Below are 14,946 nucleotides of genomic sequence, written 5' to 3' on the forward strand. Positions count from 1 at the left end.
GGTCTCTCCAGATTCAGCCCAGTGCCTGGCTGGTCAATGCGAATGTTTTCAGTTTTTTGTTGGCAGGGATTTCGGCTTTCGACCGGCGCATGGCGATGCCACCGCCGACATGGGCAAGGCCGTGCTCGGCAAGCCAGGGGCCAAGGCCCGTATCGGCAGTGGTGTCTACGCGCAGGAATGTGCCGGGGCGCTCGGAAAACATAAAGGCGATCAATTCCTTTGCGATTTCAGCATTTTCCGCCACAACGGGACCGATGACCTCGCCGCGTCCGAAGGCGCGCAGGCCCGCAAAACCCTTGATGACACCCTCTTCCCGCACAACGGCGAAACGCGCCCTGTCCGCAAGTTCGGTAAAGAGCGAAACGCGGTCCGCGCCGAAAGCCTGCGCATCGAGCGCTGCGAGTTCGGCCGGATCAACGGTTTCCGCCCAGGCCACATCGGCCGGTTTTTCGGTGGCTGCTGGAATGCCCTGATGCTGAAGCACCTCGCCGCAGGCGGCAAAGCCCATCTTTTCGTAAAGCGGAAGGCCGTCAGTGGTGGCGACCAGACGGCATTCGCGGTCTTCGGCAGCGCCGATTGCCGCCTGCATCAGCTGGCGTCCGAGACCGCGGCCACGCATGCTCTCATCCACGATCACCATATTGACCGTGGCGCAGCTGTCGCCCAGAAGTGTTGCCATCGCGGTTCCGACGACACGTCCGTTTTCCAGCGCGACGAAACCCTTGCTCAAGGAAAGGACGAGCGCCCAGTCTTCTTTGCGGTGCGGCCAGCCGGCCTGCCGGGAAAGCTCAACGGCGGCGTCGAGGTGTTCAGGTCGGAAAGACTGGATATCGATGAGGCTGGCCTGCATGCCGAAACTCCATTTGCTCTGCTTATTCATTGATAGACTGACGCCGAAAGAAGATTGTCCCGACGAATGGCAAGGTTCGATATGTTTCGCTGTTGCTTTTACCCGCCGCCGCATCTTATGCCGCACCTCATCTGCATTCGTCCATGAACCGGGGGTGGGCGGCGGCTTTTGGTTTGCCCGCACGCAACTCTCTGCCAAACTGGTGGCTGCATACGCAACAATCTGCTTTCGCTGATAGCAATTGCGGTGCGCCGACCGGACAAAGGCTTTCTATGATCAGATTATTCCGGCCAAACTCGATCCCCAAGCAAGGATGACGACGAAATGACCATCTTCCGCCCGAAATACATCTCCTTCGATTGCTACGGTACGCTGATCAATTTCCAGATGGCCGAGGCTGCCCGCGATCTCTATGGCGATCGTCTGGACGAGGCGCAGATGCAGCAATTCATCAAGAATTTTGCCGCCTACCGTCTGGATGAGATCATGGGCGCCTGGCAGCCCTATGCCCAGGTGGTCTACAATTCCCTGTCGCGCACCTGCAAGCGCAACGGCGTTGCCTTCAAGGACGAGGATGCGACATTCGTTTACGAGCGCGTTCCGACCTGGGGTCCGCATGCGGATGTTCCGGCGGGTCTTGCCAAGGTGTCGAAGGAAATTCCGCTCGTCATCCTGTCCAACGCCATGAACTCGCAGATCATGTCGAATGTCGAAAAGCTCGGTGCGCCGTTCCATGCGGTTTACACTGCCGAACAGGCGCAGGCCTACAAGCCGCGCTTCAAGGCTTTCGAATATATGTTCGATATGCTCGGCTGCGGCCCGGAAGACATGTTGCACGTCTCCTCGTCGTTCCGTTACGACCTGATGTCGGCGCATGATCTCGGCATCAAGAACAAGGTTTGGGTCAACCGCGGCCACGAGCCTGCCAACCCCTATTACGGTTATGTCGAGATATCAGATATTTCTGGCCTCGCCGGCGTGGTTGGATTGTAAGGAAAGGTCGGGACCATGAAGTTCGTTTCCTATTGGCACGATACCGCGCCCCTGTTTGCGGGGGCGGCGCAAGGTCCCGTCGAAGGTCATTATGACGTCGCCGTCATCGGCGGCGGCTTCACCGGTCTCGGTGCCGCGCGCCAGCTTGCGAAAGCCGGAGCGCGGGTCGTTGTTCTCGAGGGTGAACGGGTTGGCTGGGGTGCCTCAGGCCGCAATGGCGGGCATCTCAATAACGGCCTTGCTCATTCCTATCTCTCCGCCAAGGCGGAGCTTGGCAAGGAACGGGCAATCGCAATCTACAAGGCGCTGGACGATTCGGTCGATACGCTGGAGACGCTGATCGCTGAAGAGGGGATCGATTGCAATTTCCGACGCTCTGGCAAGCTGAAGCTCGCCTCCAAGCCGCAGCATTTCGAAGGTCTGGCAAAGAATTTCGAGGCGCTGCATGCCGAGGTGGATCCCGATACGGCGCTTCTGTCCGTCGCCGATCTGAAGGACGAAATCGGTTCGCCCTTTTATGGCGCGATGCTCTCGAAGAAGAGCGCCATGATGCATATGGGCCGTTATGTGGCCGGTCTTGCCGAAGCGGCCAGCCGCCACGGCGCGGTGATCTTCGAAAATGCGGCGGTGACGAAACACATCCAGAACGGCAAGCTCCACGAGCTGGAAACCACACGCGGCAAGGTCACGGCCGACAATGTGCTTGTCGCGACCGGGGCTTACACGCCGTCCGGTTTCAGCTATTTCCGCCGACGCATCATCGCGGTAGGCAGTTTCATCATCGCCACGCGGCCGCTGACGGATGCCGAGGTCAAGGCGTCGGTTCCAGGCAACCGCACCTATGTCAACACCATGAATATCGGCAATTATTTCCGACTCGCCCCGGATAACCGGCTGATCTTCGGTGGCCGCGCGCGCTTTTCCACGACATCGGACCAGCGTTCGGACGCCAAGAGCGGCGCGATCCTGACGGAAAGTCTGCACCGCATCTTCCCGCAGCTTGCGCATGTGCCGATCGATTATTGCTGGGGCGGATTGGTCGATATGACCAAGGACCGTTATCCCCGCGCTGGTTTCCAGGACGGCGTCTGGTACGCCATGGGTTATTCCGGCCACGGCGCGCAGCTTTCCACCCATCTCGGCATGACGATGGCCGACGCCATTCTGGGTCGCCCGGACACCAACCCGCTGAAGGGGCTGGACTGGCCGGCTGTGCCGGGCCATTTCGGCAAGCCCTGGTTCCTGCCGCTCGTCGGTCTGTATTACAAGATGCTGGATAAGTTTCAGTAGGCAGCGTCGGCGTGCGTTGAGAGGCGCCTCCCAACACTCGACGTCATCCTCGGGTCCATCCCGAGGATGACGGAGGAGAGAGCTTTCTCCATGTTTCAGCGGCCTTCGGGCCGCTTTTTTGTTGCATACGCACAAAAAGAAGGGCCGCAAAGCGGCCCTTTAGGCGGGGAGAACGAAACAGGCGTCAGGCGAGCCCGCCGATGTGAAACGCCTTTGTTTCCAGATATTCCTCGATGCCGACCTGTGCACCCTCGCGGCCGAGGCCGGATTGCTTGACGCCGCCGAAGGGCGCCACTTCGGTGGAGATCGCGCCGGTGTTGAGGCCGACCATGCCGAATTCCAGTGCTTCGCCCACGCGCCAGGCGCGTTTGAGGTTTTCGGTATAGAAATAGGCGGCAAGGCCGAAAGGTGTACCGTTGGCGATGGCAATCGCTTCTTCTTCTGTCTCGAAGCGGAAGAGCGGTGCCACCGGCCCGAAGGTCTCTTCGCTCGCCAGCCGCATTCCGGTGGTGGCGCCCGTTAGCACCACCGGTGCGGTATATTGCGGGCCTTCAGGCAGATCATGCGCCTTGGTGATGATCTTGGCACCCTTGGAAACGGCGTCGTCGATATGGGCGCGGATTTTGGCGATGGCTGGCTCGTTGATCATCGGGCCAATGGAAACACCTGCCTCCGTTCCGGGACCGACCCGCATAGCATCGACGCGATCAGCAAGTTTTTTGGCGAAGGCATCATAAACGCTCGCCTGAACGAGAATGCGGTTGGCGCAGACGCAGGTCTGGCCGCCGTTGCGGAATTTCGAAACTAGCGCGCCTTCGACAGCCATATCCAAATCCGCATCGTCGAAAACGATGAAGGGCGCATTACCGCCAAGCTCCAGCGACAACCGCTTCACGCTGTCAGCAGCACCACGCATCAAAAGCGAGCCGACACGGGTAGAGCCGGTGAAGGAAATTTTCCGCACCGTCTCGTTCGCCATGATCTCGTTGCCGATATCCGTCGGCATGCCAGTGACGATGTTGATGACGCCTGCGGGAATGCCAGCCCGTTCGGCAAGAACGCCAAGCGCTAAGGCCGAATAGGGCGTGAATTCCGAAGGCTTGATGACGACGGTGCAGCCGGTCGCAAGTGCGGGCGCGACTTTGCGGGTGATCATTGCGTTCGGGAAGTTCCACGGCGTGATGATGCCGCAGACGCCGACCGGTTCCTTCAGAACTACGATGCGCCGATCCGGTGTGGGTGAGGGAATGGTGCCGCCGCTGATGCGCCGGGCCTCTTCCGCAAACCATTTGACGAAGGACGCGCCATAGCGGATTTCGCCCTTGGCTTCATCAAGCGGCTTGCCCTGTTCCGTAGTCAGGATCAGGCCGAGATCGTCGATATGCTCGATCATCAGCGCGAACCATTTTTCGAGAAGAGCTGCGCGTTCCGCGTGGGTTTTCTTCTTCCATGGCCCGAAGGCAGCATTGGCGGCTTCGATGGCCGCGCGAGTTTCTGCGCCGTCCATGTCGGGAACGGTGCCGATGACGGCCTGCGTCGCTGGGTCGATCACGTCGACCACCTTGCCTGAGGCCGCCGCTTTCCATGCGCCGCCGATCAAGCCCGTCTGGCGAAAGAGTTCCTTGTCCTTCAAGCCCTGCATCATAATTCTCCGAGATCAGGCGAGTGCCGCAAGAACTGCGGCGGTGATGGCGTCTGTCTTGTCCTTGCCCGGCACCGTGCCGATGCCCCGGCTTGTCGCCGTTTCCAGCGCCGCCATGATCTTTGCAGCCGCGTCCTTTTCGCCGAGATGCTCGAGCATCATCGCACCGGACCAGATGGCCGCGATCGGGTTGGCGATGCCGAGATGGGCGATATCCGGGGCGGAACCATGCACTGGCTCGAACATGGATGGGGCGGTGCGGTCAGGGTTGATATTAGCGGAGGCGGCAAAACCGAGGCCGCCCTGAATGGCCGCGCCAAGATCGGTCAGAATATCGCCGAAGAGGTTGGAGGCGACCACGACATCAAGGCTTTCCGGCGCCATCACCATACGCGCCGCCATGGCGTCGATGTGATAGCTCGAAACCTCGACATCGGGATATTCGGCGGCGAGCCTGTGGGTCACCTCGTCCCAGAACACCATAGAATATTTCTGGGCGTTGGACTTGGTGATGGAGGCGAGCTTGCCGCGACGTTTCTGCGCCTGTTCGAAACCGAAGCGCAGGATACGCTCCACGCCCTTGCGGGTGAAAATCGAGGTTTCGACGGCAACTTCGTCTTCCGTGCCCTGATGCACGCGCCCGCCAGCGCCGGAATATTCACCCTCTGTGTTTTCGCGGATGCAGAGGATATCGAAACCATCAGCCTTCAAAGGTCCCTGAACACCGGGCAGAAGCCGGTGCGGGCGGATATTGGCATATTGCACGAAAGCCTTGCGAATGGGCAGTAGCAGGCCATGCAACGACACTGAATCGGGCACTTGCGCCGGCCAACCGACTGCGCCCAGCAGAATGGCGTCGAAGCCGCGCAGCGTTTCGATGCCGTCCTTCGGCATCATCGCGCCAGTTTCCTTGTAGAAGGTGCAGGACCAGGGGAATTCTGTGCCTTCAAGCGCAAAACCGGAACCTTCTGCGACGGCGTTGAGAACCTGCCATGCGGCATCAGTCACGCTTTTGCCGATGCCGTCTCCGGGAATGAGTGCGATGCGATGCGTTTTCAAGACATTTCCCCTGTTACAGTCCGATGAGGACACTTTTGCTCTTGCGGTTGGCCAGATAGGCGTCCCGCCCGAGATCCTTGCCGATGCCGGAGCGTTTGTAACCGCCGGTCGGCAATATGTGGTCGCGGGAGCGACCATAACGGTTAACCCAGATCGTTCCCGCCTGAATGGCGCGAGACAGGCGCATGACGCGCGAGATATCGCGGCTGAAGAGGCCAGCCGCCAGACCGTAGGTCGGATGATCGGCAAGCGCCAGAGCTTCCTCTTCCGTGCGGAAGGTCTGCAACGTCAGCACCGGTCCGAAGATTTCTTCGGTGACGGCAGGTGAAGTCTGGTCGACATTGGCGATCAGCGTCGGCTGGTAGAAATAGCCGGGACCGTCCATGTTTGCGCCGCCGGTCAGGCATTCGCCGCCATGGGCAACCGCCGCCTGCACGATGCCGTCGATGCGCTTGCGCTGCACCTCGGAGATGATCGGCGAATATTGGGTTGTCTCGTCCCATGTCGGGCCGGGCTTTACCGCCTTCATGCGGGCGATGATCGCGACGGAAAGTGCTTCCGCGACGCTCTCTTCTACGATAATGCGCGAACCGGCCACACAGGCCTGTCCGGCATTGGAGAGAATGTTGCCGGCGATTGCTGCCGCCGCCTTTTCGATATCGGCATCGGCAAAGACCAGTTGCGGGCTTTTGCCGCCGAGTTCCAGTGTCATCGGCTTGATGCCGGTGCGGGCGATATTGGCCATGATGGCGGCACCCGCTGCCGTGGAGCCGGTGAAGCTGACCTTGGAGATTTCGGGATGCCCGGTGATGGCGTTGCCCGTGACAGGTCCGTCGCCCAGCACGATGTTGATGAGACCGGCGGGCAATCCGGCTTTTATGGCCAGTTGCGCCATGAAAACGCAGGAGAAGGGCGTCATTTCCGATGGTTTCAGCACCACGGCATTGCCGGCCGCCAGCGCCGGGCCGAGCTTCCAGCCCGCCATGGACACGGGGAAATTCCACGGCGTGATGGCGCCGACGACACCATAGGGCTCAGTCATGATCATGCCGAGGCTTGCATCGTCGGTCGGCACGAGATCGCCGCCCTCTTTGTCGGCGAATTCGGCGAAGAAGCGGATTTGCTCGGCGGTGACGGCGATATCACCGGCAATCAGCTGGCCCACCGGGCGCGTGGAGGAGAGCGCCTCGATTTTCGCCAGCGTCTCTGCTTCCTGCTCAATGAGATCGGCCCAGCGTTGCAGCACCTTGGTGCGTTCGCGCGGGCGCACGCCGCCCCAGTTGCTGCTTTTCAGCGCGGCCTTTGCGGTTTGCACAGCCTCATCGACCAACGACGCATCCGCTTTCGGGCAGCCGGCATATTCGATGCCGTCCGAAGGGCGGTGCATGTCGATGCCGTTTTTAGCCGGGATCAACCGGTCGCCGATGAAATGGCCGATCGGCAAAGGCAGGCTGTCTGGATCGAAGCTGAGCGTCATGGGGGAATCCTCTGTGGATATGCGCTAACGCTACCCCCTGATGGCAAGCAGTATCGGCCGACTGCGGTGGGGACGGTGAACGAAAATCCTGTTTTGCTGGCGGCCCACAGCGCAATCTTCGGCGGACATAAACGACTGCATCTGGTTGATTATCGGCTGGCGTTTTTGGCAAGAATGCCTGTACGCCAGCCGGAATTCCAACAGTCCTGCTTAACTAATCAACCGGTGACCGTAACGTAGATCTTGCGGACGGTTTCGATGGTCTTCCAGACGCCGACGAAGCCGGGTTTCATGACGAAGCTGTCGCCTGCCGTGTAACGCAGCGGTGCGCCGCCTTCCGGGGTGATCTCGATGACGCCTTCGAGAATGTGGCAGAACTCGAAGGTCTCGCCCTTGATCGAACGGCTCTCGCCGGGGGTCGCTTCCCAGATGCCGGTGTGGACGGTGCCATCGCGGGCTTCGTCCAGCGGCCAGGTCTTGAACGACGGATCACCGGCGATAAGGCGTTCGGGCAATGCCTTGGAGGCTTTCGGTTCGAAGGTAGGCTTGGTGTCGATGGTCTTGAGGAGAGACATGGGTGTCCTTTCTTGGAGGGTATGATCAATATCCGCGGCTACGGTCAACGAGGCCGAGCGGTTCGAGACCGGATTCGTATCGTTTGATGTTTTCGACAACGGTGCGGGCGGCGGAATGGGGCTGGGTGACGCTGGCGATATGCGGCGTCAGGAGAATTTTGGGGTGCGTCCAGAAACAATGATCTTCCGGCAGCGGTTCGGGATCGGTCACATCGATGACCGCGCCTGAAAGCCTGCCGCTGTTGAGCGCATTAATGAGGGCGTCATGGTCGAGTTGTTTGCCGCGCCCGGCGTGAACCAGAGCAGCACCCTCGGGAAGTATCCCCAGACGCTCGGCATTCAGAAGCCCGGTAGTTTCGTCGGTGAGCGGCAGCAGGCAGACGAGAATATCGCTGGCGGAGAGGATGGCAGTGAGACCGTCATCGCCATGGTGGCAGGTCACACCATCGATCTGGCGCTGTGAGCGGCTCCAGCCGGAAAGCGGAAAACCGAAAGGTTTCAGCCGCTCCAGCGCCGCAACGCCCAGCATGCCAAGGCCGAGAATGCCGACCCGGCATTCTTCTGCCTGGCGCTGGGGCAGGGCCTTCCACAATTGCTGGCGCTGCTGTTTCAAATAGACCGGCAGGTTGCGGTGAAGGGAAAGCACGCCGAGGCAGACATATTCCTGCATCATGCGGATAATGCCCTCATCCACCATGCGCACGATCTTCACCGTCTCAGGGATGGCCTCGATGTGAAATTGGTCAACACCCGCGCCGATCGAAAAGAGGACCTCGAGATTGCGATACCGGGCGATGTCCTGCGGCACCGTCCAGGTGATGAGATAACGCACTGCATCGGGATCGACGCTCGATGCATCCATCGAAAACGGCAGGTCCGGTAGCTCTGCGGCCAGAGCCTGCCGGAAAATCTCGCCGCGCTTGGCGTCGGAATTGAAGAAAAACGTCATATGAATCGATACTTCCCGAAGGTTTAAACCGTGCAGCGGCTGGCGAGTGTTTCCAGCATCAACTGGCAGGCCGAAAGTTCACCTGTCGTTATGAACTCGTCCGGTTTGTGGGCGCGGCCGATATCGCCCGGCCCGCAGATGATGGCGTCGATGCCAGCCGCCTGAAAAAGCCCCGCCTCCGTGCCGTAACTGACGGCGGCGAGACAGGGGGTGCCGGTCAATTCCTCCAGCAGCAGAGCGAGCGGAGCGTCGGCTGGAAGCGACAGCGCCGGGTAGTCGCTCATCGACGTCCATTCGATATCGATGCCGCCTGCCGCCAGCGCCTCCACGCTGTCACGCACCGGCTGGAGCAGGGCAAGCGGCAACATCCCGGAAATCGCCCGTGCCTCCAGCTCGATGGCCGAGAAATCGGGGATGATGTTGATCGCCTGACCGCCTTTGACGGTGCCGATCTGCAGCGAGGAATAGGGCGGTTCGAAGGTCGCCTCGAAGGGGCCTTGCGTCAGCGCACGTGCCGTCTCGACAGCCTTCGCCATGATGCCGGTCATCAGGTGGATGGCGTTCACGCCCTGATCCGGGCGCGACGAATGGCCGGAACGTCCGCGGATGGTGATGCGCGCGGCGGCCTTGCCCTTGTGGGCGCGGACCGCCCGCATATTGCTCGGTTCGCCGATGATTGCGCCAGCCGGTGGGGCGCATAGCTCCGGCAATCTGGCGAGAAGATGTGGAACGCCTCGACAGCCCGCCTCCTCGTCATAGGAAAAGGCGATGTGTATCGGCCGCTTCAGCGCCATGCGTGAAAAAGCCGGGGCTGCGGCGAGAACCGTGGCCAGAAAGCCCTTCATGTCGGTGGTTCCGCGCCCGTAGAGGCGGTCGTTTTCGGTCCTCAATGTGAAGGGATCGGAGGACCATTCCGGCTCTCCGGCGGGCACCACATCCATATGGCCGGACAGGATATATCCGGCGGCATCGGCAGGGCCGAAGGTGGCGAAAAGATTGGCGCGATCGCCTTCCGGTCCCGGAAGCAGGGATACTTTCGCGCCGTGGCTTTCCAGATAATCGGCGATCCAACCGGCAATATCGCCATTGGCGGTTCCGACGACCGACGGGAAACCGACGAGACGCTCAAGGATTTCGATTGCGTTCAATGGTCGTCTCCGCTGACCGGATTGTCATTGCAAAAGCTTAGAATGGACTGCGGCGTTTATCTGCTGAAATGCGGATGATTTCGGTAGATTGTTGTGACCTTCCAGTGCTTTCAGAAAATTCGTGCTGGCGTAACCGGCTACCGTCGGATGTCGTGGGCTGGGCTGCCGGGACCGGAAGGTTCCGCGCCGGAAGGGATGGGGGCCGTTTGTTATGGACCTGCTCAAAGTCGATAGTTTTGAGTTGCGGACCGTGGATATCGCGGAGGTGGATGCCGATCATCTGCATGCGCTCTCCATGGCTGTCGGATGGCGATATCATGCGAATGAATGGTGTTTTCTGCGGCAATGCGGTGTCGGTCTTGCCGCGCTTGACGAGATCGACCGCGTTGTCGCAACCGCGATGCTGTTTCCCTATGAGAATGGGTTTGCGACGCTTGGCATGGTCATCGTTTCGCCGCGTCTGCAGGGGCAGGGCGTTGCTCCCTGGCTGGTGCGGAAACTTGTTGCGAAGTTTCCCGCCGTTTGCCTGCGGCTGAACGCCACGGATGTGTCGCGACGGCTGTTTTCCGGGCTCGGCTTTGCCGGGGATTCGGAAAAAGTCCATCTCTTCAGGGGACGGACAAATTGTCTTTTCGAGATGCCGGCGCTTGGCAGAAAACAAAAAATAGAGCCACTGTCGGAAGATCATCTGCCAGAGGTGGCGGAGATCGACCGCGCAGCGTTCGGTGCTTCGCGCCGGGGCGTTTTGCAGCGTCTTCTCGCGCAGAATACGGGTTACGGTTTGTTCGAGGCGGGCCATCTTACCGGCTTTGCACTGCGCCGGGCGGCAGGAAAAGGCCATATTGTCGGCCCGGTCGTTGCGGCTGACGAGACGGATGCGATTGCGCTGGTGAAACGGCATTTTGCCGATCTCGACGATGAGCTTGTCCGCCTCGATGCGATGCGCGACAATGGTTACTTCATTGATTTTCTTGCGCAATCCGGGTTGGTGGTGATTGAAACTCTGACCACCATGTCGAAAAACCTGCCACAGCCGGCAGGCTCCGGTGCCGCAAAGATTTTCGCGCTGGCAGGCCCGTCTTTGTGCTGAGGTGCGGCACTATCGCAATTGACGCCCCGCCGCTTGCCCCGTATGTCAGAAACCGACGGTTCCTGAAGCCGAAGGGCGAAGGGATTAATAGGGAACATGGTGCGGGTGATTGTTATCGCCCAATGCCGTGGCTGCCCCCGCAACTGTAAGCGGATTGCCGTTCATCCTCGTGACGTGTGAAAGCGTCGTGCCACTGTATCCTCAAGGATGCGGGAAGGCAGATGAACGGCGCATATTCGTGAGCCAGGAGACCTGCCGTCATAATATGGACCATCGTTACGGGCGGGGATGCCCGGAAGAGGAGCTGATTATGACCTTTCCGTCTGCGGAAACGTATTCCGTGTCCCGTTCTCCATCTCCACACATGCTGCCGCTCTGTCGCTACGCGTTTTGACGCGCGCGCCTGCGGATCACGCCACTTTATTTAGACTGGAGAACATATGTTTCATTTCAAACACCTGCCGGTTTCCGCCGGTCTTCTGGCCGTCGCATTCGCGGCCTTGCCCGTCGGTGCTGCTCAGGCGGCAGAAACCGTCTATCCGCTGACGATCAACAGCTGCGGCCACGAAATCACCTTCAAGCAGGCGCCCGCCCGCACTAGTATCGGTCGGACAGAGCACGACCGAGGTTCTCTATCTGCTCGGTGTTGCCGACAAGGTCGTGGGCACGGCGTTGTGGATCGGCCCGGTTCTGAAGGGTTATGAGGAGGCCAACGCCAAAGTGGAGCGGCTGGCCGATAACGATCCGAGCTTCGAGGCGGTGGTTGGCAAGAGGCCGGACCTCGTGACGACGCAGTTCCAGTGGCAGATCGGCCCAGAGGGTGTTGTCGGAACCGCTGAGCAATTCGCTGAACTGGGTATTCCCGTCTACACCTCGCCGGCCGATTGCATGGGCAAGGACAATTCCGGCGGTGGCGATGGCGTGCGCAAATCCGTTTTCACCATGGAGCTGATCTACCAGGAAATCCGCGAACTCGCGCAGATCTTCAACGTGCAGGATCGCGGCGAGGAAGTTGTGGCCGACCTGAAGAAACGCGAGGAAGCCGCCCGCGCCAAGATCGCCTCGGCAAATGGCAAGCTCTCCGCCGTCTTCTGGTTCTCCAGCGCTGAACTCGATATCGACCCTTACGTGGCGGGCCGCAATGGCGCACCGGGTTACATCATGTCCGCGCTCGGGCTGAAGAACGTCATTGAAAGCGATGAGGAATGGCCGACCGTTGGTTGGGAAACCATAGCCAAGGCCAATCCATCGGTGATTGTCGCCGGCAAGATGGACCGCCGTCGTTTCCCCGCCGATGACATTGCCGTCAAGCGCAAGTTCCTCGCCACCGATCCGGTTGCCAGCATCATGCCCGCCGTCAAGGACGGCCATGTCTTTGAAATGGACGCGCAGGCGATGAACCCGACCATCCGCACGATCGAAGGAATTGAAACGCTGGCCGAGGCAGTTTCCGCCGCCGGCCTCGCCAAGTGAACGGTTTTTCCGTCAATCTTGGCAGGGCGGGGCTGGCTTTGGCCGCGCTCGCCCTGCTGCTTGTCGCGCTGATGGCCGGTGCGGCCATCGGCGAAACCGCCATTCCGTTCGATGTGGTGGCGAAAACCATTGCCAATCGTGTGTTTCACGCGGGTTATCCGCTGGATCCGCTCGATGAGGGCATCGTCTGGAGTTACCGCCTCAGCCGCGCCGTCGTTGCCGCCTGTTGCGGCGCTTCGCTGGCGCTGGCCGGTGCGGTGCTGCAATCGCTTTTGCGCAATCCGCTCGCCGATCCCTATATTCTCGGCATTTCCGCAGGCGCCTCAACTGGAGCTGTGGCCGTGGCGCTTCTCGGTTTCGGTGCGGGTTTCCTGACGATGCCGGCGGGTGCTCTGATCGGGGCTTTCGTCGCGTTTTCGCTGGTCAGCCTTCTGGCTGTGCGGGCAGGGCACGGCAACAGCGCCATCATTCTGGCGGGGGTCGCCGGTTCGCAGCTGTTCAACGCCATGACCTCCTTCATCGTCACCAAATCCGCCAATGCCGAACAGGCGCGCGGCATCATGTTCTGGCTTCTGGGCAATCTTTCGGGCGTGCGCTGGCCGGATGTCTGGCTGGCTTTGCCGGTCAGCATTGCGGGGCTTGCGGTGTGCCTCTGGTATGCCCGCGCGCTGGATGCTTTTGCCTTCGGCGGGCAGGCCGCGGCATCGCTCGGTATACCCGTGCGCTGGGTCTATGCGGTGCTGATCTCGGTTTCGGCGATCATGACGGCGGTGATGGTGTCGCTGGTCGGTTCCATCGGCTTCGTCGGTCTTGTCATCCCGCATGCGGCGCGCATCTTCGTTGGTGTTCGCCACGGCATGTTGCTGCCGGTGACGGCACTGACGGGTGCGGTTTTCATGATCGTCGCGGATATCTTATCGCGCATCGTCATTCCGGGGCAGGTGCTGCCGATCGGCGTGATCACCGCGCTGGTTGGTGCGCCCGCCTTCGCCTTCATCCTCGGGCAGAAGAGGGGCCGGTCATGAGATTATCCGCCCACGATCTGCATTTTCATGCCGGCAATATCGACATCGTGCGCGGCGTTTCGCTGGAGGTCGGTTCCGGTGAGTTTCTCGGCATTATCGGGCCGAACGGTTCGGGCAAAAGCACGCTGCTTTCCATGCTGGCCGGTATTCGCAAACCCCGCCGGGGCCATGTCACGCTTGGTGAGGAACCACTTGCCGCATTGGGGCGGCGCGAACTCGCCCGCAGGCTCGCCTTCGTGGAGCAGCAGGCGGAAACCACCGAGCGCATTACGGCACGACAGGCAGTGGAACTGGGACGCACGCCCTATCTCGGCCCGCTGTCCGCCTGGTCGCCAAAAGACGATGCCATCGTTGATGCCGCGCTCCAGAATGTCGACATGGCGGACAAGGCGGAGCGAAACTGGCATCACCTTTCCGGCGGCGAACGCCAGCGCCTGCATATTGCCCGCGCATTGGCGCAGGAGCCGCACATCCTGCTTCTGGACGAACCGACCAACCATCTCGATATCGGCCACCAGATCGGCCTGCTCGATCTGGTGCGCAGGCAGGGGCTGACCGTTGTGGCGGCGCTGCACGATCTCAATCACGCCGCCATGTTCTGCGACCGCGTTGCCATCATGCATCGGGGTGAAATGATCGCAGTCGGCCCACCTCACGAAGTTCTGACCTCGGCGACGATTGCCGCGGTGTTCGGGGTGCAATCCGTCGTCACCACGGACGAGGGCGGCTTTTCCCATATTCGTTTTCTGCCGGCCCACGGGAGGGCCGATCAGGCAAAGAAAGTAATGGCACGATGATGGAATTGAAAATGCTTGGAAATCTCCGCTTTGGCGCACGACCGCTTTACGCTCTTGCGGGAATTGCCCTGGCTTTGGTCACGGGTTTTCCCATGCACGCCGCGGCCGAAACCTTTGAGGTGAGGATGCTGAACCGGGGTGAAAAAGGCCCGATGGTGTTCGAACCCGATTTTCTGGAGATCGCCCCCGGTGACCGCGTGCGCTTCGTGCCGACCCACAAGAGCCACAATGCCGCGACTATTGACGGCATGATTCCCGAAGGTGTTGAAGGGTTCAAAAGCCGGATCAACGATGAATTCGAGACCGGTTTCGAAAAGCCGGGCTTTTATGGCATCAAATGCTCACCGCATTACGGCATGGGCATGGTGATGCTGATCAAGGTGGGCGAGGTGGCTTTGTCGCAGAGCTACAAGACGGTGGATGTGCCCGGTCGCGCGAAGCCCCGGCTTGAGGAACTCTTCAATCAAGCCGAAAAATGAGGTCTCGTCGAAAGACACGAGAGGCAGCCTGCACCGGGTGCTGACAGCGTCCGAAAACCTTACCTCCGTCATGCTCGGGCTTGTCCCGAGCATCTGCAG

15 protein-coding genes, 1 pseudogene and 1 riboswitch are annotated in these 14,946 nt (G+C 60.5%); of the genes and pseudogenes, 8 read left to right on the forward strand and 8 right to left on the reverse strand.

All coding sequences use genetic code 11. The features are described 5' to 3' along the window. Positions 1 to 13: 13 nt before the first annotated feature. Positions 14 to 850, reverse strand: a complete 837-nt coding sequence (locus RBH10_RS07410) for a GNAT family N-acetyltransferase (RefSeq protein ID WP_281037843.1) — start codon at positions 848 to 850, stop codon at positions 14 to 16. On the opposite strand from RBH10_RS07410, the gene RBH10_RS07415 reads away from it, so the two are divergent. From RBH10_RS07415 to RBH10_RS07425, 3 genes are all read left to right on the forward strand, one after another. Continuing rightward, the gene (locus RBH10_RS07415; RefSeq protein ID WP_306180495.1) at positions 849 to 1,085 is read left to right on the forward strand and encodes a hypothetical protein; all 237 of its coding nucleotides are present in this window, start codon (positions 849 to 851) and stop codon (positions 1,083 to 1,085) included. The two genes, RBH10_RS07410 and RBH10_RS07415, sit on opposite strands and share 2 nt — an antisense overlap. Positions 1,086 to 1,174: 89 nt before the next feature. Beyond that, entirely contained in the window at positions 1,175 to 1,843 is a 669-nt protein-coding gene (locus RBH10_RS07420) for a haloacid dehalogenase type II (RefSeq protein ID WP_281037605.1), read from the forward strand. Between the two features lie 15 nt (positions 1,844 to 1,858). Further along, positions 1,859 to 3,133 carry an FAD-binding oxidoreductase gene (locus RBH10_RS07425; RefSeq protein ID WP_281037604.1) on the forward strand — a complete coding sequence of 425 codons (1,275 nt, stop codon included), beginning with the start codon at positions 1,859 to 1,861 and terminating at the stop codon, positions 3,131 to 3,133. Between the two features lie 184 nt (positions 3,134 to 3,317). On the opposite strand, the gene RBH10_RS07430 is transcribed toward RBH10_RS07425, so the two are convergent. The 6 genes from RBH10_RS07430 to argE all read right to left on the reverse strand — a co-directional run bounded on the left by RBH10_RS07430 (position 3,318) and on the right by argE (position 9,983). Next, complete coding sequence (locus tag RBH10_RS07430) at positions 3,318 to 4,775, reverse strand: NAD-dependent succinate-semialdehyde dehydrogenase (RefSeq protein ID WP_281037603.1); 1,458 nt, start codon at positions 4,773 to 4,775, stop codon at positions 3,318 to 3,320. A 15-nt stretch (positions 4,776 to 4,790) separates the two neighbouring features. After that, positions 4,791 to 5,834: a tartrate dehydrogenase gene (locus RBH10_RS07435; RefSeq protein ID WP_281037602.1), complete on the reverse strand. Its 1,044-nt coding sequence runs from the start codon at positions 5,832 to 5,834 to the stop codon at positions 4,791 to 4,793. A gap of 13 nt (positions 5,835 to 5,847) precedes the next feature. Continuing rightward, positions 5,848 to 7,311, reverse strand: coding sequence for an aldehyde dehydrogenase (locus RBH10_RS07440; RefSeq protein ID WP_281037601.1), 1,464 nt, complete (start codon positions 7,309 to 7,311; stop codon positions 5,848 to 5,850). Between the two features lie 218 nt (positions 7,312 to 7,529). Beyond that, positions 7,530 to 7,886 carry a cupin domain-containing protein gene (locus tag RBH10_RS07445; protein ID WP_281037600.1) on the reverse strand — a complete coding sequence of 119 codons (357 nt, stop codon included), beginning with the start codon at positions 7,884 to 7,886 and terminating at the stop codon, positions 7,530 to 7,532. A gap of 25 nt (positions 7,887 to 7,911) precedes the next feature. Continuing rightward, positions 7,912 to 8,835, reverse strand: coding sequence for a glyoxylate/hydroxypyruvate reductase A (locus RBH10_RS07450; protein ID WP_281037599.1), 924 nt, complete (start codon positions 8,833 to 8,835; stop codon positions 7,912 to 7,914). A 23-nt stretch (positions 8,836 to 8,858) separates the two neighbouring features. Beyond that, the gene (argE, locus tag RBH10_RS07455; protein WP_281037598.1) at positions 8,859 to 9,983 is read right to left on the reverse strand and encodes an acetylornithine deacetylase; all 1,125 of its coding nucleotides are present in this window, start codon (positions 9,981 to 9,983) and stop codon (positions 8,859 to 8,861) included. A 211-nt stretch (positions 9,984 to 10,194) separates the two neighbouring features. On the opposite strand from argE, the gene RBH10_RS07460 reads away from it, so the two are divergent. Next, positions 10,195 to 11,073 (forward strand): GNAT family N-acetyltransferase, encoded by an 879-nt coding sequence (locus RBH10_RS07460; RefSeq protein ID WP_281037597.1) that lies wholly within the window; start codon positions 10,195 to 10,197, stop codon positions 11,071 to 11,073. Positions 11,074 to 11,112: 39 nt separating this feature from the next. Next, a riboswitch (cobalamin riboswitch) is annotated at positions 11,113 to 11,348 on the forward strand. A gap of 135 nt (positions 11,349 to 11,483) precedes the next feature. Here RBH10_RS07460 and RBH10_RS07465 read toward each other — a convergent pair. Then, entirely contained in the window at positions 11,484 to 11,639 is a 156-nt protein-coding gene (locus RBH10_RS07465; protein WP_306180581.1) for a hypothetical protein, read from the reverse strand. Between RBH10_RS07465 and RBH10_RS07470 the strand changes: the two are divergent. The 4 genes and pseudogenes from RBH10_RS07470 (at position 11,574) to RBH10_RS07485 (ending at position 14,847) form a co-directional block, all read left to right on the forward strand. After that, positions 11,574 to 12,546, forward strand: a pseudogene (locus RBH10_RS07470) (ABC transporter substrate-binding protein). The gene RBH10_RS07465 and the pseudogene RBH10_RS07470 sit on opposite strands and share 66 nt — an antisense overlap. Then, complete coding sequence (locus tag RBH10_RS07475; RefSeq protein WP_281037595.1) at positions 12,543 to 13,571, forward strand: iron ABC transporter permease; 1,029 nt, start codon at positions 12,543 to 12,545, stop codon at positions 13,569 to 13,571. Before RBH10_RS07470 ends, RBH10_RS07475 begins: the two are co-directional and overlap by 4 nt. Then, on the forward strand, positions 13,568 to 14,368 hold the full coding sequence (locus RBH10_RS07480; protein WP_281037594.1) for an ABC transporter ATP-binding protein: 801 nt from the start codon (positions 13,568 to 13,570) through the stop codon (positions 14,366 to 14,368). The genes RBH10_RS07475 and RBH10_RS07480 overlap by 4 nt, the downstream gene beginning before the upstream one ends. Beyond that, complete coding sequence (locus tag RBH10_RS07485) at positions 14,365 to 14,847, forward strand: pseudoazurin (RefSeq protein WP_372339773.1); 483 nt, start codon at positions 14,365 to 14,367, stop codon at positions 14,845 to 14,847. Before RBH10_RS07480 ends, RBH10_RS07485 begins: the two co-directional genes overlap by 4 nt. Positions 14,848 to 14,946: the final 99 nt, after the last annotated feature.

The sequence above is a fragment of the Rhizobium sp. AN73 genome, assembly GCF_030757975.1.
Lineage (GTDB): Bacteria > Pseudomonadota > Alphaproteobacteria > Rhizobiales > Rhizobiaceae > Agrobacterium > Agrobacterium arsenijevicii.

What these genes read in the sequence shown, in the direction of transcription:
- RBH10_RS07445 (WP_281037600.1), bottom strand. Translation starts at nt 7,886, where the DNA reads ATGTCTCTCCTCAAGACCATCGACACCAAGCCTACCTTCGAACCGAAA.
- RBH10_RS07440 (WP_281037601.1), bottom strand. Translation starts at nt 7,311, where the DNA reads ATGACGCTCAGCTTCGATCCAGACAGCCTGCCTTTGCCGATCGGCCAT.
- RBH10_RS07485 (WP_372339773.1), top strand. Translation starts at nt 14,365, where the DNA reads ATGATGGAATTGAAAATGCTTGGAAATCTCCGCTTTGGCGCACGACCG.
- RBH10_RS07410 (WP_281037843.1), bottom strand. Translation starts at nt 850, where the DNA reads ATGCAGGCCAGCCTCATCGATATCCAGTCTTTCCGACCTGAACACCTC.
- RBH10_RS07480 (WP_281037594.1), top strand. Translation starts at nt 13,568, where the DNA reads ATGAGATTATCCGCCCACGATCTGCATTTTCATGCCGGCAATATCGAC.
- RBH10_RS07415 (WP_306180495.1), top strand. Translation starts at nt 849, where the DNA reads ATGCCGAAACTCCATTTGCTCTGCTTATTCATTGATAGACTGACGCCG.
- RBH10_RS07460 (WP_281037597.1), top strand. Translation starts at nt 10,195, where the DNA reads ATGGACCTGCTCAAAGTCGATAGTTTTGAGTTGCGGACCGTGGATATC.
- RBH10_RS07450 (WP_281037599.1), bottom strand. Translation starts at nt 8,835, where the DNA reads ATGACGTTTTTCTTCAATTCCGACGCCAAGCGCGGCGAGATTTTCCGG.
- RBH10_RS07420 (WP_281037605.1), top strand. Translation starts at nt 1,175, where the DNA reads ATGACCATCTTCCGCCCGAAATACATCTCCTTCGATTGCTACGGTACG.
- RBH10_RS07425 (WP_281037604.1), top strand. Translation starts at nt 1,859, where the DNA reads ATGAAGTTCGTTTCCTATTGGCACGATACCGCGCCCCTGTTTGCGGGG.
- RBH10_RS07430 (WP_281037603.1), bottom strand. Translation starts at nt 4,775, where the DNA reads ATGCAGGGCTTGAAGGACAAGGAACTCTTTCGCCAGACGGGCTTGATC.